Origin of the sequence: Rhodococcoides corynebacterioides, from assembly GCF_019834675.1 — a bacterium.
Classification (GTDB): Bacteria; Actinomycetota; Actinomycetes; order Mycobacteriales; family Mycobacteriaceae; genus Rhodococcoides; species Rhodococcoides corynebacterioides_A.
In genome coordinates, this window is the sequence record NZ_JABUBU010000001.1 from 510439 (window position 1) to 531387 (window position 20949).

The 20949-nt window shown below is 70.7% G+C and carries 22 protein-coding genes; 12 read left to right on the plus strand and 10 right to left on the minus strand.

From position 1 onward, the window contains the following. Nucleotides 1-3: 3 nt before the first annotated feature. The 4 genes from HQ603_RS02395 to HQ603_RS02410 all read right to left on the minus strand — a co-directional run bounded on the left by HQ603_RS02395 (nt 4) and on the right by HQ603_RS02410 (nt 4784). Nucleotides 4-1263, minus strand: coding sequence for an AI-2E family transporter (locus tag HQ603_RS02395; RefSeq protein WP_308126316.1), 1260 nt, complete (start codon nt 1261-1263; stop codon nt 4-6). 99 nt (nt 1264-1362) lie between these two features. Beyond that, nucleotides 1363-2283, minus strand: a complete 921-nt coding sequence (locus HQ603_RS02400; protein ID WP_308126317.1) for a DNA-3-methyladenine glycosylase family protein — start codon at nt 2281-2283, stop codon at nt 1363-1365. A 24-nt stretch (nt 2284-2307) separates the two neighbouring features. Beyond that, entirely contained in the window at nt 2308-2499 is a 192-nt protein-coding gene (locus HQ603_RS02405) for a YbdD/YjiX family protein (RefSeq protein ID WP_308126318.1), read from the minus strand. 2 nt (nt 2500-2501) lie between these two features. Then, a complete protein-coding gene (locus HQ603_RS02410) occupies nt 2502-4784 on the minus strand; it encodes a carbon starvation CstA family protein (RefSeq protein ID WP_222682751.1) in 2283 nt (760 codons plus the stop codon). A gap of 165 nt (nt 4785-4949) precedes the next feature. On the opposite strand from HQ603_RS02410, the gene HQ603_RS02415 reads away from it, so the two are divergent. Both HQ603_RS02415 and ychF read left to right on the plus strand, forming a co-directional pair. Beyond that, the gene (locus HQ603_RS02415; protein ID WP_308126319.1) at nt 4950-5399 is read left to right on the plus strand and encodes a CD225/dispanin family protein; all 450 of its coding nucleotides are present in this window, start codon (nt 4950-4952) and stop codon (nt 5397-5399) included. 19 nt (nt 5400-5418) lie between these two features. Further along, entirely contained in the window at nt 5419-6498 is a 1080-nt protein-coding gene (ychF, locus tag HQ603_RS02420) for a redox-regulated ATPase YchF (RefSeq protein ID WP_222682753.1), read from the plus strand. A 9-nt stretch (nt 6499-6507) separates the two neighbouring features. Here ychF and arr read toward each other — a convergent pair whose 3' ends face one another. Continuing rightward, nucleotides 6508-6909 (minus strand): NAD(+)--rifampin ADP-ribosyltransferase, encoded by a 402-nt coding sequence (gene arr, locus HQ603_RS02425; RefSeq protein ID WP_222682754.1) that lies wholly within the window; start codon nt 6907-6909, stop codon nt 6508-6510. A gap of 45 nt (nt 6910-6954) precedes the next feature. Between arr and HQ603_RS02430 the strand changes: the two genes are divergently transcribed. Further along, entirely contained in the window at nt 6955-7491 is a 537-nt protein-coding gene (locus tag HQ603_RS02430; RefSeq protein ID WP_222682755.1) for a putative immunity protein, read from the plus strand. Nucleotide 7492: 1 nt separating this feature from the next. On the opposite strand, the gene HQ603_RS02435 is transcribed toward HQ603_RS02430, so the two are convergent. After that, entirely contained in the window at nt 7493-8512 is a 1020-nt protein-coding gene (locus tag HQ603_RS02435; protein ID WP_222682756.1) for an LLM class flavin-dependent oxidoreductase, read from the minus strand. Nucleotides 8513-8564: 52 nt separating this feature from the next. Between HQ603_RS02435 and HQ603_RS02440 the strand changes: the two genes are divergently transcribed. Then, nucleotides 8565-9137 carry a GNAT family N-acetyltransferase gene (locus HQ603_RS02440; protein ID WP_308126320.1) on the plus strand — a complete coding sequence of 191 codons (573 nt, stop codon included), beginning with the start codon at nt 8565-8567 and terminating at the stop codon, nt 9135-9137. Between the two features lie 9 nt (nt 9138-9146). On the opposite strand, the gene HQ603_RS02445 is transcribed toward HQ603_RS02440, so the two are convergent. Then, the gene (locus tag HQ603_RS02445; protein WP_222682758.1) at nt 9147-10964 is read right to left on the minus strand and encodes an HNH endonuclease signature motif containing protein; all 1818 of its coding nucleotides are present in this window, start codon (nt 10962-10964) and stop codon (nt 9147-9149) included. 137 nt (nt 10965-11101) lie between these two features. Here HQ603_RS02445 and HQ603_RS02450 point away from each other — a divergent pair, with 137 nt between their 5' ends. Then, the gene (locus HQ603_RS02450) at nt 11102-11455 is read left to right on the plus strand and encodes a VOC family protein (protein ID WP_222682759.1); all 354 of its coding nucleotides are present in this window, start codon (nt 11102-11104) and stop codon (nt 11453-11455) included. Between the two features lie 19 nt (nt 11456-11474). On the opposite strand, the gene HQ603_RS02455 is transcribed toward HQ603_RS02450, so the two are convergent. Both HQ603_RS02455 and HQ603_RS02460 read right to left on the minus strand, forming a co-directional pair. Next, nucleotides 11475-12440: an SDR family NAD(P)-dependent oxidoreductase gene (locus tag HQ603_RS02455; protein ID WP_308126321.1), complete on the minus strand. Its 966-nt coding sequence runs from the start codon at nt 12438-12440 to the stop codon at nt 11475-11477. 2 nt (nt 12441-12442) lie between these two features. Beyond that, complete coding sequence (locus tag HQ603_RS02460; protein ID WP_214503171.1) at nt 12443-12670, minus strand: antitoxin; 228 nt, start codon at nt 12668-12670, stop codon at nt 12443-12445. Nucleotides 12671-12690: 20 nt separating this feature from the next. On the opposite strand from HQ603_RS02460, the gene HQ603_RS02465 reads away from it, so the two are divergent. Continuing rightward, nucleotides 12691-14637: an alpha-amylase family protein gene (locus HQ603_RS02465; protein WP_222682760.1), complete on the plus strand. Its 1947-nt coding sequence runs from the start codon at nt 12691-12693 to the stop codon at nt 14635-14637. Here HQ603_RS02465 and HQ603_RS02470 read toward each other — a convergent pair. After that, nucleotides 14615-15793 (minus strand): lipase family protein, encoded by a 1179-nt coding sequence (locus HQ603_RS02470; RefSeq protein ID WP_222682761.1) that lies wholly within the window; start codon nt 15791-15793, stop codon nt 14615-14617. The two genes, HQ603_RS02465 and HQ603_RS02470, sit on opposite strands and share 23 nt — an antisense overlap. Before the next feature lie 76 nt (nt 15794-15869). On the opposite strand from HQ603_RS02470, the gene HQ603_RS02475 reads away from it, so the two are divergent. From HQ603_RS02475 to HQ603_RS02500, 6 genes are all read left to right on the plus strand, one after another. Then, the gene (locus tag HQ603_RS02475; protein ID WP_222682762.1) at nt 15870-17120 is read left to right on the plus strand and encodes an acyl-CoA dehydrogenase family protein; all 1251 of its coding nucleotides are present in this window, start codon (nt 15870-15872) and stop codon (nt 17118-17120) included. Nucleotides 17121-17139: 19 nt separating this feature from the next. Then, complete coding sequence (locus HQ603_RS02480) at nt 17140-17460, plus strand: hypothetical protein (protein WP_222682763.1); 321 nt, start codon at nt 17140-17142, stop codon at nt 17458-17460. After that, on the plus strand, nt 17457-18134 hold the full coding sequence (locus HQ603_RS02485) for a class I SAM-dependent methyltransferase (RefSeq protein ID WP_222682764.1): 678 nt from the start codon (nt 17457-17459) through the stop codon (nt 18132-18134). The genes HQ603_RS02480 and HQ603_RS02485 overlap by 4 nt, the downstream gene beginning before the upstream one ends. Next, the gene (locus tag HQ603_RS02490; protein ID WP_222682765.1) at nt 18124-18522 is read left to right on the plus strand and encodes a VOC family protein; all 399 of its coding nucleotides are present in this window, start codon (nt 18124-18126) and stop codon (nt 18520-18522) included. The genes HQ603_RS02485 and HQ603_RS02490 overlap by 11 nt, the downstream gene beginning before the upstream one ends. After that, a complete protein-coding gene (locus HQ603_RS02495; RefSeq protein WP_308126323.1) occupies nt 18507-19856 on the plus strand; it encodes a WS/DGAT domain-containing protein in 1350 nt (449 codons plus the stop codon). Before HQ603_RS02490 ends, HQ603_RS02495 begins: the two co-directional genes overlap by 16 nt. Before the next feature lie 132 nt (nt 19857-19988). Continuing rightward, nucleotides 19989-20822 (plus strand): DUF1906 domain-containing protein, encoded by an 834-nt coding sequence (locus HQ603_RS02500; protein WP_222682766.1) that lies wholly within the window; start codon nt 19989-19991, stop codon nt 20820-20822. Nucleotides 20823-20949: the final 127 nt, after the last annotated feature.

Here is a 20949-nt window from a genome sequence, read left to right on the forward strand (position 1 = left end):
GAGTCAGTCGCGGGTGTCGGTAGGCGAAGGCTCCGGCTCCTCGGTGGGGTCGGGGGCGAAGCGGGTGTCGTGGTCGTGGACCACGACGGGCGCGTCGTCGCCCTCGGTCCCCAGATCGTCGTGCACCTTTTCGGCGATCACGTTGGCCGGCGGGTGTTCGTCGGAGCGCAGCTCGATCTGTTCGTTGACGTAGCGCACCAGGACGGCGGCCGCGGCGGCGACGGGCACGGCCAGGAACGCGCCGATGATGCCGAACACCGAGCCGCCCGCGGTCACGGCGAGCAGCACGACCGCGGCGTGCAGTTTCATCGACTTGCTCTGCAGGATCGGCTGCAACACGTTGCCCTCGATCTGCTGCACCGCGAGGATGATCGCGAGCACGATCACGGCCGTCGTGAACCCGTTGGCCACCAACGCGACCAGCACGGCCAACGCGCCGGCGACGAACGCACCGACGATCGGGATGAATCCACCGAGGAACGTCAACGTCATCAGCACCGGGGTCAGCGGCACCCCGAGGATCAGCAGACCGATGCCGATGAAGATCGCGTCGATGGCGGAGACGATGGCCTGGGTTCGGATGAAGCCGCCGAGGGTGTCCCATACGCGGCTCAGGACCTCGGCGATGTGCCCACCGGCCTTGCGTCCGGCGAGACCGTGCAGCCAGGGGAGGAAGCGGGGCCCGTCCTTGATGAAGAAGAAGCTGAGCACCAGCACGAGACCGAGGGTGACCAGGATCGACCCGGCGGTGGCGACGCCGGAGAAGACGCCGGAGGCGATCATCGCGCCGCTGTCCTGCAACTGGGTGCCCAGAGCCTGCACCGCGCTGTCGATCTGCTGGTCGTCGAGGTTCACGGGCGGGCCCTCGAGCCACGTCTGCACCTGGACGATGCCCTGCTGTGCGCTGTCGGCGAGGTCCGGGGCCTGCTCGACGACCGACGGCACGATGAATGCGACCACTCCCGCGAGCACCGCGAGGAAGCCCAGGAGCGAAGTCGCCGCGGCCAGCGCCGGGGGAGCCCCGATGCGACGCAGCCAGCGGGTCGGTGGCCACAGCACGGTGGCGACGATCAGCGCGAGCAGGACTGGCAGCACGATGACCCACAGCTGGCCGATCAGCCACCCGCCGACCCACAGGGCCCCGGCGATGACCAGCAGCATCGCCGACCACTTGGCCAGCCACGTGCCGCCGCTGCCGAAGAGCGCGGATCGGTCGCGGCGTGGGCGGCCGGACTCGGGGGATGTCGCGTCGTTCTCTCCCACGGTGGGGTGTTCCTTCCCGTTGGGGGTGGGTCACGAACCGACCCGAGGAGAAAGGTCGCATGCGCCCTGCACTGTACCCGGGCGGGGCGGACGCTCTCCCTACCCCGCCGCGGCGGACGGATAGGTGCCCCGGTCCAGAAGCGCCACCCGCCACAGATGCATCGACGCCGACGAGCGCCACGGCGACCAGCGTCCCGAGTCGCGGAGGTCCACGTTCAGCAGCGCCGCGCCCTGTCGAACGACCAGATCGGTGTCGAGCAGCACGTCGGGGTCTCCCTGCACGCGCATCGAGACGTACCGGGCCGTCCAGGGGCCGACGCCGCGCAGCGCGAGCAGGTCGGCCTCCTGCTCGGGGGCCGGTCGTCCGCGATGGAGTTCCACGTCGCCGTCGGCGAGTCGACGGGCCGTCTCGGCGATGGCGGTGATTCGACGCGTCGGGCCGGTCAGAACGGACGCGCCGGCGTCGGCGACGACCGCGGGGGTGGGGAAGAGACGCACGATGCCGTGCTCGGACACGCCGTCGTCGTCGCCGACCGGGTCGCCGAGTGCGGCGACCAGCCGCGCGGTGTGCGTGGCGGCGGCGCCGAGCGAGATCTGCTGTCCGATCATGGTGCGCAGCAGCGTTTCCGCCGGGTCGACGGACCCGGGGACCCGGATGCCGGGCGCCTGCTCGACCGACGGCGCGAGGGCCGGGTCCGCCGCCAATACCGCGTCGGCCTCGGCGGAGTCGACGTCGGTGCCGTACAGCAGGCGCACCCGATCGAGCGCCTCGGGCACGTTCCGGTCGTCCGCGGTCCGGACGGCGACACGCAGCACCGTCCGGCCGCGGGGTCGGTCGAATCGACACGACACCACGGCCGGACCGTGCAGCAGACGAAGCGACCGCCGGTAGGTTCCGTCGACCGTCGTTTCCATACCGGGGACGGCATGACCGCTGAGGAACCACTCCATCCACCGCACGTCGTACGGTTCGGTGACGTCGAGGTCGGCCTCGGTGGTGGTCCAGCGCGGTGCGGTCACCGCCTCATGGTGTCAGCGGTGGCATCAGCAGCATCGGGCTCCCGGGTTGGCGTCGGCCTCCGCGTGACGACGACGCCAGTACTCCCGTTCCGACGGAACGGGCGCGTCGGGGTGTCGTCGCTGCAGATGGTCGACGTAGCGGGCGTAGTCGTGGTCTCCCATGACGGAGGTGATCCACCAGTGCACGCCGCGCAGGGACCGGAGAACGACGTCCACGGTCAGTGCCCGCCGTGCTTGGTGCCGGGTCGGTCCACCACTCCGGATTCGATGAGGCGGTCCCACTCGGCCTGCACGGTCTTCTCCGCCTCGGTGGGGATGAACCCGCTGGGGGCGAACATCTTCGACGGCACGTCGGGCTCCTCGGTGCCGGGCAGACCGCCCTGGCGAACGGCCTTGATGCACACCATTGCTCCGGCTGCCGCGACCACCAGCACCAGTCCGGCGAACACGATGGACAACGTGCCCTGGATGAAGGTGTTGCGAATGACGGCGTCGATCGCGTCGGGTGACGCCGCGGTGCGGAACTTCTCGAGGCCTTGCGCCTTCGCCTCCTTGAAGTCGCTGTGCTGCGCCCAGTAGCCGATGGCCGGGACCGACGAGAAGATCTTCTGGTACGAGGCCGTCATGGTGACCACCAGGTCGAACACCAGCGGCACACCCGGAATCCACGCCCACTTGAACAGGCCCTTCTTCATCACCACGGTGAGCACCACGGTGAGGGCGATGGCGGCGAGCAGCTGGTTCGCGATGCCGAAGAGCGGGAAGAGGGTGTTGATGCCGCCGAGCGGGTCGGTGACGCCCATGAGCAGGATGGCGCCCCAGGCACCGACCACGACGATGGAGCAGACCCACGCACCCACGCGCCACGACGGGTCGCGGAACTTCTTGGCCGGGCCGCCGAGGTTGCCCAGGGAGTCCGAGAGCATGAAGCGCGCGACGCGGGTGCCGGCGTCGACCGTGGTGAGGATGAAGAGCGCCTCGAACATGATCGCGAAGTGGTACCAGAAAGACTTGAGGCTCTCGCCGCCGAACACCTGGTGCAGCACCTCGGACATGCCGAAGGCGAGGGTGGGCGCACCGCCGGTGCGCGAGATGATCGATTCCTCTCCGACGTCGGCTGCGGCCTGCGACAGCTCGGCCGGGGTGATGTCGCCGCCGGACAGTCCGAGGCCGTTGACGTACTCCGCGGCGGTTTCCGGGGTGCCGCCGGTGAGGGCGGTGGGCGCGTTGAGGGCGAAGTAGATGTGCTGGTCGAGGATGCACGCGGTGACCAGAGCCATGATGGCGACGAACGATTCGGTGAGCATGCCGCCGTAGCCGATCATCCGCATCTGCTTCTCCTTCTCGAGAAGCTTCGGCGTGGTGCCGGACGAGATGAGGGCGTGGAACCCGGACAGTGCGCCGCACGCGATGGTGATGAACAGGAACGGGAAGAGCGATCCCGCGAACGCCGGGCCGTTGCCGGTGCTGGCGAAGGACGTGGTGTCCGGCATCTGCAGCACGGGCCGGGCGATGAGGATGCCGACCGCCAGCAGGACGATGGTGCCGATCTTCATGAACGTCGAGAGGTAGTCGCGCGGCGCCAACAGCAGCCACACCGGGAGCACCGAGGCCGCGAGGCCGTAGGCAATGAGCAGCCACGCCACGGTGACCTTCGAGAGCGTGAACCAGTCCGAGCCCCAGTCGGTTTCGGCCACCCAGCCACCCGCGACGATGGCGAGCAGCAGCAGCACCACGCCGATGAGCGAGACCTCCGAGACCTTGCCCGGGCGCAGGTAGCGGAGATAGACGCCCATGAACAGTGCGATCGGGATGGTCAGCGCGATGGAGAAGACGCCCCACGGGCTCTCGGCGAGGGCGTTCACGACCACCAGGGCCAGCACCGCGATGAGAATGATCATGATGACGAAGACGGCGACGATGGCGGCGGTTCCGCCGACCACGCCGAGCTCCTCGCGGGCCATCTGGCCGAGGCTGCGGCCGCGTCGACGAGTGGACAGCCACAGCACCAGGTAGTCCTGCACCGCGCCGGCGAAGACGACGCCCACGATGATCCACAGCGTGCCGGGCAGGTAGCCCATCTGGGCGGCGAGGACCGGCCCGACCAAGGGGCCGGCGCCGGCGATGGCCGCGAAGTGGTGGCCGAACAGCACCCGTCGATCCGTCGGCAGGTAGTCCTTGCCGTTCTCGAGGATCTCCGCCGGTGTCGCACGGTCGTCCCGCGGTTGCACGACGCGGTTCTCGATCAGGCGCGCGTAGAACCGGAACGCGAAGATGTAGGTACAGACGGCGGCGATGACGAACCACACCGCGTTGGGGTTCTCGCCGCGCACGATGGCGACGATGGTCCAGGCGACACCGCCCAGAATGCCGATCAGGACGAACATGACGCGCTTGGCCGCGGACATCGGAGTCCGGTCGACCACCGCGACCGGGGGAAGGGCATCGTCGTTCTTGACGAACTCGACGTGGGGGTTGTCTCTGTCGGAAACGACGGTCATCTAGGGGACTCCTGCGTCGGAAGGGTGATCATCGTGTGATCGGGGACACTGTAAGCAGGGGGACCGACATTTCGTGGCGGAGTGCGCGCGCGCCCGTGTCACGACCTGACAACGCCGCCCGTTTCACCGCGTCGTCCGTCGGTTGGACCGCATACGATGCTCCTCGTGTCCGATCACCCCGAGTACAAGCCCACGCCGAACCCCGACTACCGAGCCGACCACGGCACGGGTTCCACGCTCGGTGGCGGTACCGGATCGTTCGAGCAGACGGGTTACCAGCAGGCGCCGCCGTTCCCGCAGCCCGAACAGCAGCAGCCGTCCGCGTACCCGCAGCAGTTCGGCCCGCCGCCGTTGCCGCCCACGAACGCCGGGTGGGCCGTCGCCGCGCTCGTGTTCTTCTGGCCGCTCGCGTTCTCGGCCTTCAATCACTCGAGTTCCGTGTTCCTGCGGTGGTCGCTCGGCGACTACCAGGGCGCGCACTACGCGTCGGAGCGGACGAAGCAGCTGGGCAAGTACTCGCTCTACATCTTCGGTGCGCTCTTCGCGCTGTTCATCGTGTTCTACGTCGTGATCATCGCGGTCGCGGTGTCGGCGGGATCGAGCTACGACTACTGACCGTTAGACTCTTCTCTCTGTGAGCCTCACTCTCGGAATCGTCGGTCTGCCCAACGTCGGCAAGTCCACCCTGTTCAACGCGCTGACGCGGAACGACGTCCTCGCGGCGAACTACCCCTTCGCCACCATCGAGCCCAACGAGGGTGTCGTGCCGCTGCCCGACCCGCGGCTGGACGAGTTGGCGAAGATCTTCGGTTCGGAGCGCATCCTGCCCGCGCCGGTGACGTTCGTCGACATCGCGGGCATCGTGAAGGGCGCCTCCGAGGGTGCGGGCCTCGGCAACAAGTTCCTCGCCAACATTCGTGAGGCCGACGCCATCTGCCAGGTGGTGCGCGTGTTCGCCGACGACGACGTGGTGCACGTCGACGGCCGCGTCGACCCCGCCGCCGACATCGAGGTCATCGAGACCGAGCTGATCATCGCGGACATGCAGACGCTGGAGAAGGCCGTGCCGCGGCTCGAGAAGGAGGCGCGGACGCAGAAGGATCGGGCGCCGATGGTGGCCGCGGCCAAGGAAGCGCAGAGCATCCTCGACAGCGGCAAGACCCTGTACTCGGTGAAGGATTCGTTCGACGCGTCGTTGCTCCGCGAGCTCAACCTGCTCACCACCAAGCCGTTCCTCTACGTCTTCAACGCCGACGAGTCGGTCCTCACCGATGAGGCGAAGGTGACCGAGTTGCGGGCCACCGTCGCACCGGCCGACGCGGTGTTCCTCGACGCGAAGATCGAGTCCGAGCTCATCGAACTCGACGACGAGTCGGCCATGGAGCTGCTCGAGAGCATCGGTCAGTCTGAGCCGGGGCTGCACGCCCTGGCGCGCGCCGGCTTCCACACCCTCGGTCTGCAGACGTATCTCACCGCAGGGCCGAAGGAGTCGCGGGCCTGGACGATCCACCGCGGCGACACCGCCCCTCAGGCCGCGGGCGTCATCCACACCGACTTCGAGAAGGGCTTCATCAAGGCCGAAGTGGTGTCCTACGACGACCTGATCGCCGCCGGATCCATGGCCGCGGCCAAGGCCGCCGGCAAGGTGCGTATGGAGGGCAAGGACTACGTCATGGCCGACGGGGACGTGGTGGAGTTCCGCTTCAACGTGTGACGTGCGGGGTCAGTTGATGATCTCGGCGCGCTCGTCACGCATGACGGCAATGCGATCGCGCCACAGCTGCAACGCGTCCGGGGTGAGGCGAGGCCAGTCGTCGATCTCCTCGACGACGCGCAGCGGGTCTCGGCTGCGGTAGGAGCGAGTCGGGTTGCCGGGGAACTTCTTGTCGGTGACGTTGGGATCGTTCTCCCACTCGCCCGTCGGCTCGACGCGATAGACGCGGGGTTCGCCCCCGCCCGCGGCCAATTCGGCGGCCAGGCCGGCGCCACTGATCAGGGCCGTGAAGTAGATGTGGTTCATGACGACCTCGGGCCGATAGTTCGACCGTCGACCGGCGGTGAGCAGATCGCCGGGAGCCAGATCGGCCTTGGTGCCGTGGTAGAAGGGGCCGTCGTCGAGCGCCATCGTGACAGGGTACGACGGGTGCTTGCCGCGTGGGACGATCGCGGGATGCCGTCACCGCAAACGCTGTCCGACGACGATCGACGCGTGCTGGCGCGGTGGGCGGCCGAGTGTGCGGGTCGAGTGGTCGACCTGTTCGCCGCCGACGACGAATCGGTGCGCGTGGTACGGGACGCTCTCGACCGCACGCGCGCCTACGCCCGCGGCGAGAGCACCGTAGCGCAGGAAATCGCCCGACGGATGGAGCCGGTGAAAGCGGCAGGATCCGCGACGACGCCCGCCGGCGCGGCTGCCGCTCGGGCTGTCGCCCAGGCAGCGGCGGTGGCGCACATGGGCGCCCACGCGCTGGGCGCCGCCGGGTACGCCGCCAAGGCGGTGGCCCTGGCACGTCCCGGCGACCCAGACGCGGTCCCGGAGGAGACCCGATGGCAACTCGACCGGCTGACCGACGACGAACGCCGTGCTCTGGCGCGGCTGCCCGCACTCGGATCGAGCACCTCGGGCCCCCTCGGCGCGGGTCTGCTCACCCGCGGTGTGCCGGGCGACGTGATCCGTGCGATTCAGCGGGACGTCGGGACGGCCTGACTCACCGCCAGCCGAGCTCCGGCGCCACGTGCGTCAGGATCGACTCCAGCAGGTGGGCGTTGTACTCGACCCCCAGCTGGTTGGGGACGGTGAGCAGCAGTGTGTCGGCGGCGGCGATCGCCTCGTCCTGCGCGAGCTGCTCGATCAGGCGATCCGGGGTACCGGCGTAGGTCTTGCCGAAGCGAGCCTTGCCTCCGTCGAGGTAGCCCACCTGATCGCCGCTGCCACCCTCGCGGCCGAAGTACATGCGGTCGATCTCGTTCACGATCGGAAAGATGCTGCGGCTGACGGACACTCGCGGCTCGAACGGGTGACCGGCGTCGGACCATGCCTTGCGGAACCGTTCGATCTGCTCGGCCTGCAACTCGTGGAACGGCACGCCCGTGTCCTCGCTCAGGAGCGTCGAACTCATGAGGTTCATGCCCTGCTGGGCGGTCCACTCGGCGGTCGCCCGCGTTCCGGCACCCCACCAGATGCGCTGGCGGAGCCCTTCCGAATGCGGCTCGAGGCGCAACAGGCCGGGCGGGTTGGGAAACATGGGCGACGGGTTCGGCTGGGCGAATCCCTTGCCCTCCAACAGGTCCAGGAAGATGCGGGTGTGATCGCGCGCCATGTCGCCGTGATCCTTGCCCTCCGCGGGGGCGTACCCGAAGTAGCGGTAGCCCTCGACGACCTGCTCGGGCGATCCCCGGCTGACGCCCAGCTGCAGGCGGCCGCCCGCGATGAGGTCCGCCGATCCCGCGTCCTCGACCATGTAGAACGGGTTCTCGTACCGCATGTCGATGACGCCGGTACCGATCTCGATCCGGCTGGTCTTGGCGCCCACTGCAGCCAGCAGTGGGAACGGCGACGCGAGCTGGTTCGCGAAGTGGTGCACCCGGTAGTAGGCGCCGTCCGCGCCGAGCTCTTCGGCCGCGACGGCGAGGTCGATCGACTGGTGCAGGACGTCCGCTGCGCTCCGCGTCTGCGAATGCGGCGAGTCGGACCAATGCCCGAACGAGAGGAACCCGATCTTCTTCATGGAAGCTTCAACCTCGTTGTCAAAGGAACTATTCCTGTCGGACACTGGGACCGTGAGTTCCACCGTATTCGTTCTTCGTCCGCTCCCGGCCGCTGCTCTGGATGACGCCGCGGCGCTGCTCGCGGCCGCGTTCGCGGACTATCCCTGGACGCGGTGGGCCGTGCCCGCGCAGGACTACACGGACCGGCTGACCCGACTGCAGCGTCTCTACCTGCAGTACGCGCGTGAGCACGGAATCGTCCTGGCCGACGCGGACGTCACCGGTGTGGTGGCGCTGCTCCCGCCGAATCCGCCGGAGCCGCCGTCGGAGATGCAGGACGAGGTCGCGGCCCTGCACGGTGATCGGCTGGACGCGGTCGCCGGGGCGGTGACGCCGCCGCCTCCGACCGGGGCGTGGACCCTCGAAACCCTGGGCGTGGACCCACGGCGCCGCGGGCGCGGTCTCGGTGCCTCCCTGGTGCGGGCAGCGCTCGACGCCGTTCCGGCCGGGGTTCCGGTCGCACTCGACACCTCGGACCCGCGAAACGTCCGCCTGTACGAGCGGTGTGATTTCGGTGTCACCGCGACGACACTCGTACCCGACGGCCCGACGGTCGTCTCGATGGTGCATCCCGCCGCGACCTGACCGCCCCGGTCAGAACGGGGGTGGGGTGTCGTCGGGCGGGTGATGCTTCATCGCGTTGCGGAGGCGGTTGCGGTTGCGTTCCTGTCGGCGGCGGGCGTGTTTCTGTTCGGTGCGTGGGGCGGGGCGTTGGCGTTCGGTCGGAGCCGGTGTCGAGGGCGGTTTCGGTGGGTCGCCGAAGACGATGGCGTCGAGTCCGGGGTGGACGTCGTGGCCGGTGAACGCCGGACCCATCACGGTGCGCCCGTCCGGAATGGTGACGGTGCGGATCAACCGGCTCGGGTCGGTGGGGTCGGGGTACTGGTCGTCGACGAAGTCCCCGAACGTTTTCAGCAGGTGGTGGAAGCGGCACTTCGCCCCCAATCCGGTAGCGGACGTTTGTCCGCCCCGCTCGGGGTGGGTGTGGTCGTATTCGGTGATGTGGTCGAGGTCGGCGTCCCGGGCGGGTCGGTTGCAGCCGGGCCAGGTGCAGAACAGGTCCCGGGCACGGATGTACGCATCGAGCGCCGCACTCGGGCGGTAGGGGTCCGATGGTTGCGTCGCCGGCAGTGGGGTGTCGGTGCCGTCCCCCAGCGGGCGGATTACCGTGCGGGGGTCGGCGGCGAGGTCGCGGACGTGGGCGCCGGAGATGATGCCGATGCCGGGGAGGAATCCGACGCCGTCGACGTAGTCCAGGCCGACGGGCTCCTCGAATCCGTGGGAATCGTGTCCCTCGGTGTCGGTGTCGGTGTGGTGCGGCGTCAGCGATTCCGTTGCTACGGCTTCCGCTGCGACCCGATCACGCGCAACCGATTCCGTCGCAATGGGTTTCGGTGCAACCAACTCGGCTCCGGACGGATTCGCGGTGGGATCGGCTTCGGGCTCCGACGAGGAGGTAGTCACGTTCGGTTGAGGTAGGTGCTGGGGTGACCGGCAGACCCGCTCGGCCTCCGGTGCCGGGACGGGGCCGTGGAGGGTGGTGGTGTCGGTGACCAGGTGGATCACGATCCGCGGCGCGGTCGCCGCGAACTTCTGCAGGTCGACGGTTTTGTAGCGGCAGTCGGTGATCGGCCGGTCGCAGTCGCACCCGAATTCCGTTTGGGTGACCAGGGCGTAATGCGCATCGGACGCCCGCGCCGCCGTCGACCGGGTGTCCTGCGGGCACACCTGCCCCGCCAACCGCCGCACCGCCGCGGCGAGGGCGGCGACGTCCTCGGCCGGTCTGGTGTCGGTGGCGGTGGCCATCCCGTCGCGGCCGGTGTCGACGGTGAATTCTCGATTTTTCTTCGCCGCCTCTCGGCGGGCGCGGACGGCGTCGGGGTCGCGGCGGTGGACCATCTTGTCGACCATGGTCTCCATCCGCGCCGGCGACCACGATCCGGGTTTGCGGAGGGCGCGGGCGATGTCGGCGTCGACGAGGGCGGCGTAGCACTGCCCGTCGATCAGTTCGGTGCGGGAGACGATGGTGCGGATGTGATGGGGGGTGACCACCCCGTCCCGCAGGCATTGCGCGACTCTGGGGAGTCGATCCCGCAGCGCGACGGCGTCGGTGAGCAGAGTGGACGCCGCCCATGGGGTGATCGAGAGGGTGGTGGCGATGGAGGCGGCGCAGCGGGTGAACGCGTCGAGCTCACGCCGGTCCTCGTCCTCGAACGGTTCCACCAGTTCGGCGTGCATGGCGGCGGCGAGTTGGTATTCGAACCACTTCAGGTAGCCGACCCCCGCTGCGGTGTGCACCAGAGCGTCCAGAGCTCGGGCGGACGGGAGGTCGGTGGTGGCGGGCAGGCCGAGGGCGGCGTGATCGAGCGCAGCCCAAGGCGTCGCACCTGTCCCCACCTGCACACTCGTCATGCTGCCGACCCCCCAGTCGCTCGTATGTTCGAGTATACCGGCACCCACCGACACGGTCCATGACACGCACGCACGAACCCCCGCCGACCACGAGAACGCCGTGACATCCTCGTCCCACGGAGTGTGAGGAGGTCATCGTGGAGGTCGTTCGCATCACCGCCAACCTGACCGTCGCCGACATCCCGTCCGCGGCGCCGTTCTATCGCGACGTGCTCGGCCTGAGCGAGGTGGAGTTCGACCTGGGCTGGGTCACGCGCCTCACCGCACCGGACAGCGGTGCGAGCGTCCAACTGGTGTCGACCGACGCGACCGCACCCGCGGTGCCGGCCGTGTCGGTCCACGTCGTGGACGTGGATGCGGCGTACGAGGAGGTGACGGCTCTCGGTCTCGACATCGTGCATCCGCTCACCACCGAGGAATGGGGAGTGCGGCGCTTCCTGGTACGGGCGCCCGACGGCACGGTGGTGAACATCGTTCGCCACGCTCGCTGACCGCACGCACACCGACCGCTCAGCCGACCCCCGTCGCCGATGCCACGTCGCGCCAGAGTGCGGCGCGCACCGCGGGATCGTCGCGCCGCCAGGGCGGGTAGTGCGTCGGCCGGGGCGCGCGGTCGTGCCAGAAGGCGCCCGTCGTCGACAGGGCCGTGTCGGAGGCGGCGAGCCACACGATGGTGTCCGCACCGTCGTCGGGCGTTCGGAGCAGCGGCCGCACGACCGTGTCGAACAGCGGTAGTGAATCGGTCACGCCCGGTGTCGCGGCCCATCCGGGATGCATGCTGTGGACCACCGGATCGTCGGGGCCGTCGAATCGGTCGGCGAGCAGTCCCGCCATCACCACCTGCATCCGCTTGGTGCGGGCGTAGGCGGTGGTCCCCGAGAAGCGGCCCTGCCGGTACTCGAAATCGGGGTTGGTGAGCGGCACGACGTACATGCCGCCGCTCGAGACGAACACCACGCGTGACCCCGCGTCGAACAGCGGACGCACGGCGTACGTGAGCAGGGTCGGGCCGAGAACGTGTGTTGCGTAGGCGCTTTCGTGACCCTGCTCCGACTCGGTGCGGGACGGTGGCAGGACCCCGGCGCAGTGGATCAGTGCGTGGAGGGACGTCACCTGCGCGGCGAACGACGTGCCGAACTCCGCGACGGCGTCCAGGTCGCTGACATCGCAGACGTGCGTCTCGACGCTCGATCCCGGCACCGTGTGTCGGATCTCGGAGGCGGCGGCGTCGAGACGTCGCTCGGTCCGCCCGACGAGGTGCACGCGTGCGCCCAACTCCGCCAGTCGGCGGGCCGCGGCGGCGCCCAGTCCCGACCCGCCACCGGTGACGAGCACGTCGACCGGCGCGGGAAACGGGGTGGCGTCGGCGGCCCAGAACCGGCGGCGCACCATCGACCCGACACGGGTGTATCCCGGCACGACGGCGAGGTCGAGCACGGTGTCCAGAACGCCCCCGACACGTCCCCCCAGCGGCACCACTAGGCGGGCGGGGGATCGCGTCGCTCGGAGTTCTTCTCCCCGATGGCGTCCTTGGCCCGATCGAGGCCCTGATCGATCTGCGAGTCGTGACCGGCGAACTTCTTCTTGGCCGCGTCACCCAGCTTGTCCAGGCCCTTCTCGACCTTGTCCTCGTTGGCGTCGAGCTTGCGCTTGATCTCTCCGAAGTTGACCATGCGTCGCAGTACCCCGTCCGCCTCGACGGCCAAACCAGTGACAGAATCCGCGCATGACGCGCAGCGCCGTTCCGGATGCGATCTCCGACCTCGTCGACGCCGCGTTGGCCGCACTTCCGCGCCACCGCCGCGACACGTTCGCGCTGCGACTGGATCGCTGGTGGCCCGATCTGCACGACGCCGTGGCGGCCGTCCACGCCTCGCCGGACGATGTCGCGGCGCGATTGGTGGCCACGGCGGCCGCGGGATTCGCGGCACGGCCCGACGACCTGCACGCCCTCGACGAACGTCGGCTCCTGACCCCGGACTGGTTCCGCCGCCCGGACATGGTGGGCTACGCCTGCTACGCCGACCGCTACGGCGGGACGCTGGCGGGGGTGGGGGAGCGCCTCGATCATCTGACCGAGCTGGGCGTGACCTACCTGCACCTCATGCCGCTGCTGGACCCGCGACCGGGAGACAACGACGGCGGGTACGCCGTCCGCGACTATCGCGCCGTGCGCGCGGACCTCGGGACGATCGACGATCTTCGCGAGCTCGCGACCACCCTCCGGGGTCGCGGCATCTCGCTGGTGATCGACCTGGTGCTCAATCACGTGGCGCGCGAACACGACTGGGCCGAACGCGCCCGCGCCGGCGATGCCGAGTACCGCGACTACTTCCTGATCCACCCCGACCGCACGACGCCCGACGCCTACGAACGCACCCTCCCCGAGGTCTTCCCGGATTTCGCACCCGGCAACTTCACGTACGACGACGGCGTGAACGGCTGGGTCTGGACCACGTTCAATTCCTGGCAGTGGGACCTGAACTGGGCCAATCCGGCGGTGCTGGTGGAGTTCGCAGAGATCGTGATCGACCTGGCGAATCTCGGCGTCGAGGTGCTGCGGCTCGACGCGATCGCGTTCCTGTGGAAGCGGCTCGGCACCAACTGCCAGAACCAGCCGGAGGTGCACGCGATCACGCAGGCGCTCCGGGCGACCGCCCGCCTCGCCGCGCCCGCCGTGCTGTTCAAGGCCGAGGCCATCGTCGGACCGCGGGAGCTGATGCCCTATCTCGGGCAGGGTCGGCACACGGGGCGCGTGTCGGACATCGCGTACCACAACAGCCTCATGGTGCAGGTGTGGTCGATGCTGGCGTCGGGGTCCACCCGCCTCGCCGAGCACGCGCTCGGCGCCCTGCCGCCCACGCCGCCCGGCGGAACGTGGGTGACCTACGTCCGGTGCCACGACGACATCGGGTGGGCCATCGACGACGGCGACGCCGCCGCGGTGGGTCTGACCGGCGCCGGGCATCGGCGATTCCTCGCCGACTGGTACTCGGGCGATTTCCCCGGGTCGCCGGCGGAAGGGCTGGTCTTCCAGCACAACCCGGATACCGGCGATCGGCGGATCAGCGGCACGACGGCAGCGCTGACCGGGCTCGGCCCCTCGCGCCGCGACCCCGACGGCGCCTTCGCGCGGCTGTTCCTCGCGCACGCCGTCGTCGCGATCTGGGGCGGCATCCCGGTGATCTGGAGCGGCGACGAGGTGGCGTCCCCGGGCGACCCGGCCTGGGCCGACGACCCGGCGCACGCCGCGGACAACCGGTGGGTTCACCGCCCGGCCGTCACCGACGCGGACCGCGCTGCGTGCCGCGAACCGGGCTCGGACGCGCAGCGTGCCTATTCCGGTCTCGTCCATCTCGTCCGCACCCGCGCGGGGCTCCCCATGCTGCACGCCGAGGCGCCGGTGGACCTGATCCCCGGCCTCGACGACGGCGTCCTCGGGGTCGTGCGCCGCCACGCGAGCGGTACCGTCCTCGGTCTGTTCAACGTAACCCGCGAGCACCGGCCGGTACCGCACCACGTGATCACCCATCAGGTCGCCGACCCGCGAGAGGTGCTCTCGCAGCACGACATCGAGCCCGACGACGCCGGGTCGTCCTGGATGCCGCCCTACGCGGCCTGGTGGATCACCGACACGCTCACCGGGCCGTTCAGCGAATCACCGCCTCGGTGAACCGCGTCGCCACCCAGCGGAGCACGAACGGCAGGGCGGACACTGCACCGACGAAGTGATCGCCGACGACGCGTCGCACCTCGACGTCGGCGCCCTGCGCGCGCCAGGTGTCGGCCAACGCGCGCACGCCGTGTTCGGGAATCCACCGGTCCAACGCCCCGTGATAGAACGCGAACGGTGCGCTCGGCGCCCCCGTGCCGGGAGTGTTGGCCTCGATCACCGCGCGGGCGACGGGTGAGTCGAAGACGTCGGGATCGGTCGCGAGCGCCTCGAGCGGCAGCCGCGCCAGCCCGCCGAGCGCGAGGGGGATCACGGACAGGTCCTTGATGCGGGTGGCGAGATAGAGGCCCAGCGGGCCGAACTCGTGCGCCAGGTCCTCGTGTTCGCGGGCCATGCCGATCACCGCCGCGCCGTAGAGGCCGGACGCGAGCGTGCCGTTCATCGTCTCCCGCAGCAGACCGACGTTCGTCGGCGTGCCACCGGCGATCGCACCCGCCGAGGGCAGTTCCGGCGCGTAGGTCGGCTGCAGTTGCGCGGCCCACACCGTGGCGATCGCACCGCCGCTGTAGCCGTACATCACGGTGGGGCTCTCGCGGTACGCCTCCTCGATCCGCAGCAGACCGCGCCATCCGTCGAGCACGGCGTGGCCCGCCATCGTGCCCTCCGCGTACGCCATCCGTGGTCCCTCGTGGTCGACGATCAGCACGGCGTATCCGCGCTGGAGCCAGAGGGGCACCACCGTCGGGAAGTCCTGGCCGACCCCGTGCATCAGGCGGTACGACGGCGTCGCGGCCAGCCCCAGCGAGTCGATGGCGACGTTGTGCACCACGACCGGACGCGGGCCCGGGCCGCGCCACGGGCGCCGGGGTTCCATGAGCGAGGCGGTCACCGTGACCGGTCGGCCTCGCGCGTCGGTGGACGCCACGGCGAACTGCCGTAGCCGGGTGCGGGGCCGGGGAACGCGGCCGGTGACCTCACGGCTGCGCAGCACGGTGCCGGGCGGGGCGTCGACCGGCCCCGACGCGTCCGGGTCGACGAAGAACGGGTCGGACGTGACGGGCGTCGGCAGCAGGGCCGCGTACGGATCGGCGAGCACGTCCGCGGGCACCCGCCCGGGCAGACCGAGCCGAGTGAGCACGTCGACGATGGTGGACATGCTCGGACCGTAGAGCCCGGGCGCGGACAAAGAATCGGCTCGAGCACAACGCTGTGACGGACCACGGCGACGCGGCATGGTGTCGGCCGTGACCGACATCCGCACTGCAGCCCATCCGACCGACGCCGACCTCGCCGCCCGGTTCCGGCCCGTGTTCGAGCGCATCGCGGCCGGCGCTCTCGATCGCGAGCGCGACCGCCGACTGGCGCACGACGAGATCGCCCTGCTCCGCGACGCCGGGTTCGGCGCGCTGCGCGTTCCGGTCGAGTTCGGGGGGCTCGGCGCCTCGGTCGAGCAACTGTTCACGCTGCTCGTCGACCTGGCGGCGGCCGAGTCGAATCTGCCGCAGGCCCTGCGCGTGCACTGGAGCTTCGTGGAGGACCAGCTCGCCGCGGACCCGAGCCCGGAGCGCGAGCGGTGGCTGCGGGCCGTGGCCGACGGCACCCTCGTGGGCAACGCCATCACCGAACCCGGCGTGGGTGCGGTGGACCGCTACCGCACCACGGTGACACGCGCGGACGACGGCACCCTCCGGCTGAACGGCGAGAAGTTCTACAGCACCGGCAGCCTGTACTCCGACCACATCCTCGTCGCGGCGGATCTGGACGGGGAGCGAGTGTCGGTCCTGGTCGACGCGGACGCCCCGGGTGTCACGCAACGCGACGACTGGGACGGGTTCGGTCAGCGGCTCACCGTCAGCGGGACCACCGTCTTCAGCGACGTCGAGGTGCCGGCCGACCGCCTGCTCGGCCCGGGGTACGGCGGCCCCGGCCGCACCTACGCCACGGCCTACCTGCAGTTGGTGCAGCTCGCGGTCCTCGCCGGAATCGCCCGACGCGCCGCCGACGACGTCGCCGAGTGGGTGCGCGGCCGCACGCGGAGCTACACGCACGCGGCCGCCGATCTGCCCCGCCACGATCCGGTGGTGCAGCAGCTGATCGGTCGCCTGGAGGCGGCCGCGTGGTCGTCACGGGCCCTCGTGCTCGCGGCGGCGGCCGACGTCGCGCGGGCGGTCGAGGTGGGTGCGGGGGAGAGCGGGGCCGAGGCGCTCGACCGCGCCGAGCTGTCGACGGCGCACGCCCAGAACACCGTCGTCGATCTGGTGCTCACCGCGACGACGCAGCTGTTCGAGGTCGGTGGGGCGTCGATCGTGTCCGAGCGCGCGGGGTTCGATCGTCACTGGCGCAACGCCCGGACCATCTCCGTGCACAACCCGGTGCTGTACAAGGCGCGGTCGGTGGGGGCGCACGTTCTGAACGGCGAGGACCTGCCCTACGCCTGGTCGGCCGGCGCGAGAACGCCGTCGGACACGGCCACGCCGTCCTGACGCGGGTTACCGTGGCGAGGTGACGGACCACGACGCGCGCCGCGAGCAGCACCCGGATCCCGTTCCGTACAGCACCGGGGAGCGGGTGTTCGGGCCGCCCGGCGGGACGTTCGATCCCGACTGGGCGGCGACCGCGTTGCGGTCGCATCGGCCGGACCTCACGCACGCCGATTCGGTCCGGCTGGTCGAGCGCGCCTGGGAACTGCTGCGGGAGAACGGGTTGCGCGACGCCGCGTTGGCCGACGCCGTGGCGGCGACACTGACGCCGGACGATCGTCCGCTCGCGGACACCGTCGCGGCGGTCGCCACGGAGACCGCGCGCTTCTATCTCGATCGATGAGCGCGCCGACGCGGTGGAGCCTGGAACGCTCCGCGGCCGACTCGCACGCCTACGTCGAGCGGTTCCGCGAGCTCGAGCGGTCGGGCGCCGACCTGCACGGTGAGGCCCGGCTGATCGACGCGGCCGTGGATCGGCGGTCGCGCATTCTCGACGCGGGGTGCGGCACCGGTCGGCTCGCCGCCGAACTCGCCCGGCGCGGTCACCGGGTGACGGGGATCGACCTCGACCCCGTCCTGGTCGCGGAGGCGCGGACGCGGGCCGGAATCGAGGTCGTGCTGGGGGACCTCACCACCGTTCCGCTCGAATCGGAATCCTTCGACGCCGTCGTCGCGGCGGGCAACGTCCTGGTCTTCCTCGCTCCCGGCACCGAAGCGACGGTGCTCCGGCGCTGGTACGACGCGTTGCGGCCGGGTGGTCGACTGATCGCCGGCTTCGCGACCGACCGCGCCTGGTCGCCGGACGACGCGCTCCGCGACCTCGCGGCCGTCGGGTTCGTCGCGGTGCAACGGTTCTCGACGTGGGCGCTCGATCCGTGGCGTCCCGACGCGGACTGGATCGTGCTCGACGCCCGGCGACCCCCGGCCGCGGACGGCGCCAATCCGGACCGAGTCCGAACCACTCCGCGCCGCGCCGAACACCCCGGACCGTCCTTAGAATCCGGACATGACTGCTGACTCCACCGATTCCGCCGCGGCACGCCCCACGATCGAGATGGACTACACGGTCCTGGACTGCCCGGACACGCAGGCGTTGGCGCGGTTCTACGTCGCGCTGCTGGGGTGGGAGATCGAGCGGGACGACCCGGACTGGGCGGTGATCCGCGGGTCCGGCGGGCAGGGACTGGCCTTCCAGAAGTCGGACGAGTTCGTCCCCCTGTACTGGCCGCGCGAGGGAATCCGCATCCACCTCGACCTGATCGTCGACGACATGGACGCGGCCACCGAGTACGCCGTCGCTCGCGGGGCGCGCACCATCGACGACGACGACGACGACGAGCACCCCGGCTTCCGAGTCCTGCAGGATCCGGTGGGACACCTGTTCTGTCTGTGCCGCCGCGACTGAGCGGCGCGCGCCTCACGGCGGTCGACGCGCGCATGTTCTGGCTCTCGCGTCGACTGCCCAGCGATCAGTTCCTGTTGTACGCGTTCGACGGCGGCGTCGACGGGCCCGCCGTCGCGCGGGGGCTGCTCGCCCGTGCCGAGACGGTCGCGGACCTGTGCGTGCGCATCCGGGAGACGCCGGCCGCGCTCGACTACCCGTACTGGGTGCCGCGGTCGCCGACCCCCGACCTGGTGCGGTCGGACGACACCGCGGACTGGCAGGGATGTCTCGACCGGGTCGCGGCGTCGACGGCCGACCGGGTGGACGCCACCGTGTCGCCGTGGCGCCTGCACCTGTTTCCCGCGGTCACGGGCGTCCCCGGCGCGTCGGGCCTCGCGGCCGTGGCGGTGCTGCAGGTGGCGCACGCCCTCGCCGACGGCGGGTCGGCGTCGATGCTCGCGCGGGCGTTGTTCGCCGCCGACCCGCCGGTTCCCGCGCCGCCACCGGGAGCGCCGTCCGCTCCGGTCGCCGCCGCGCTCGGCGTGCTCGGCCTGCCCGCCCGGGTGGTGCGGACGGCCCGCCGCGCCCGTGACGCCGCCGCGGCCGACCGCGATCGGCGCGAGGCGACCGCGTCGGGCCGGCTCCCGGCGCCCCCGATCGGACGCACCCCGACCGTCCTGTCCCGTCCGGCCCGCGGCGCGGTCGCGGTGCGATGCGTGGTGTTCCCGGCCGACGTGCTGACGGGTGGATCGGTCAGCGTGACCGTCGCGGCGCTGACCGCGATCTCGGTGGCGCTCGCCGACCACCTCACCGCCGTGGGCGCGGAGGTCCCCGCGGACCTCGGCGCCGAGGTCACGGTCGCGATCCCGCCCGCGTCGCGAACGGTCCCCGCCCGCAACGCGTTCCACAACGCCGGGGTCGATCTGCACCCCGACGTCGGCGACCTCGCGCGCCGCGCGGACGCGATCGCGGCGTCGCTGCACGACCGGCGTCGTCGGTTCGAGCATCCGGCGTTCGGCCTCGGTGACCGGGCGACGGAGGCAGTGCCGGCCGCCGTGATCCGGCGCGACGTCGCACGCGCCGATCTCGATGCCCGGCCGACGACGGTCGGCGGGCACACCGTCGTCTCCAGTGTTCGGCGCGGGCCCGCCGATCTCGTTCTGGGTGGCCACCCCGTCCTGATGACGGCGGGCTTTCCGGCCCTGTCCCCGGCGGTCGGACTCACGCACGGTGTGCACGGTATCGGGGACACCGTCACCCTCTCGGTGACGACGAGCGTCGGCGTCGTCGATCCCGACGCGTACGCGACACGCCTGCGACACGCCGTGGAACGGGTCGTCGAGAGTCGCCAGTGACTGGCGGGTCTCGAGGTGTCTGTGGTGTGATTGCGACTCGGTGACACTGATGTGACCGAAACGCAGAAAACTACCAGTCCGACGTCGCCCACGCGGGGAGGCGCGCCGGGCGCGTCGTGAAGGCAGGTGCTCGTGCACGTATCCCGTCGACAGCTCTTCCGGTATGCCGCCGTCGGCGGCGTCGCCGTCGGCCTCGGCGCGGCGGGCACGTCCGTCGCCTCCGCCGAACCCGGGCTCGGCACCATCGTCGACTACGCCGCGGGCGTCCCGTCGGCCGCGGCGATCGCCGCCGCGGGACACGTCGGCGCCATCCGCTACGTCTCCGACCGGCGCCCCGGCGCGGAGTGGATGACCGGCAAGCCGATGACGGCCGCCGAGGCCACCGCCCTCACGGGTGCGGGACTGCAGGTGGTGTCCTGCTACCAGTTCGGCAAGGGGACCACCGCCGACTGGCGCGGCGGCTACGACGCCGGCGTTCGCCACGCCACGCGCGGACTCGAACTGCACACGGCGGCAGGCGGACCGGCGAATCGGCCGATCTACGCCGCGATCGACGACAACCCCACGGCCGCCGAGTTCGCCGCCATGATCGCCCCCTACCTGCTCGGCTGGCACGCCGTCGTCGGGCGGGAGAACACCGGGGTCTACGCCAACGCCCCCACCATCACGCTGGCCGCCGCGGCCGGGCTGGGATCCTGGTACTGGCAACACAATTGGGGCACCCCGAAGGGCTTCGTGCACCCCGCCGCGCACCTGCACCAGATCGAGATCGACAAGCGCCGTCTCGAGGGCGTCGGCATCGACGTCAACACGGTGCTGAAGGCCGACTACGGCCAGTGGTCGCTCGCCGGCGACGTCGCCGCGCCCGACCCGGACACGTCCGCTCCCGCGGCGCCGGTCGTCGACACCCCGTCGGGACCGGATATCGCAACCACCGTGATTCGCACCCTGGAGGCATTCTCATGACGTTCATCGACGTGCTGTACTCGATCGCCGGCGCGCTCTACACCCAGTTCTCGGCGTACTTCGGGTCCTGACCCCGGACACGAGAAGACCGGTGGCCGTACTCGGCCACCGGTCTTCCGTCGTTTCC

Excerpts from the sequence above, each read along its gene's own strand:
- HQ603_RS02475 (WP_222682762.1), top strand. The coding sequence starts at position 15,870 with ATGGTGTCGGCCGTGACCGACATCCGCACTGCAGCCCATCCGACCGAC.
- HQ603_RS02470 (WP_222682761.1), bottom strand. The coding sequence starts at position 15,793 with ATGTCCACCATCGTCGACGTGCTCACTCGGCTCGGTCTGCCCGGGCGG.
- HQ603_RS02435 (WP_222682756.1), bottom strand. The coding sequence starts at position 8,512 with ATGAAGAAGATCGGGTTCCTCTCGTTCGGGCATTGGTCCGACTCGCCG.
- HQ603_RS02430 (WP_222682755.1), top strand. The coding sequence starts at position 6,955 with ATGCCGTCACCGCAAACGCTGTCCGACGACGATCGACGCGTGCTGGCG.
- HQ603_RS02465 (WP_222682760.1), top strand. The coding sequence starts at position 12,691 with ATGACGCGCAGCGCCGTTCCGGATGCGATCTCCGACCTCGTCGACGCC.
- HQ603_RS02490 (WP_222682765.1), top strand. The coding sequence starts at position 18,124 with ATGACTGCTGACTCCACCGATTCCGCCGCGGCACGCCCCACGATCGAG.
- HQ603_RS02445 (WP_222682758.1), bottom strand. The coding sequence starts at position 10,964 with ATGACGAGTGTGCAGGTGGGGACAGGTGCGACGCCTTGGGCTGCGCTC.
- HQ603_RS02410 (WP_222682751.1), bottom strand. The coding sequence starts at position 4,784 with ATGACCGTCGTTTCCGACAGAGACAACCCCCACGTCGAGTTCGTCAAG.
- HQ603_RS02485 (WP_222682764.1), top strand. The coding sequence starts at position 17,457 with ATGAGCGCGCCGACGCGGTGGAGCCTGGAACGCTCCGCGGCCGACTCG.
- arr (WP_222682754.1), bottom strand. The coding sequence starts at position 6,909 with ATGGCGCTCGACGACGGCCCCTTCTACCACGGCACCAAGGCCGATCTG.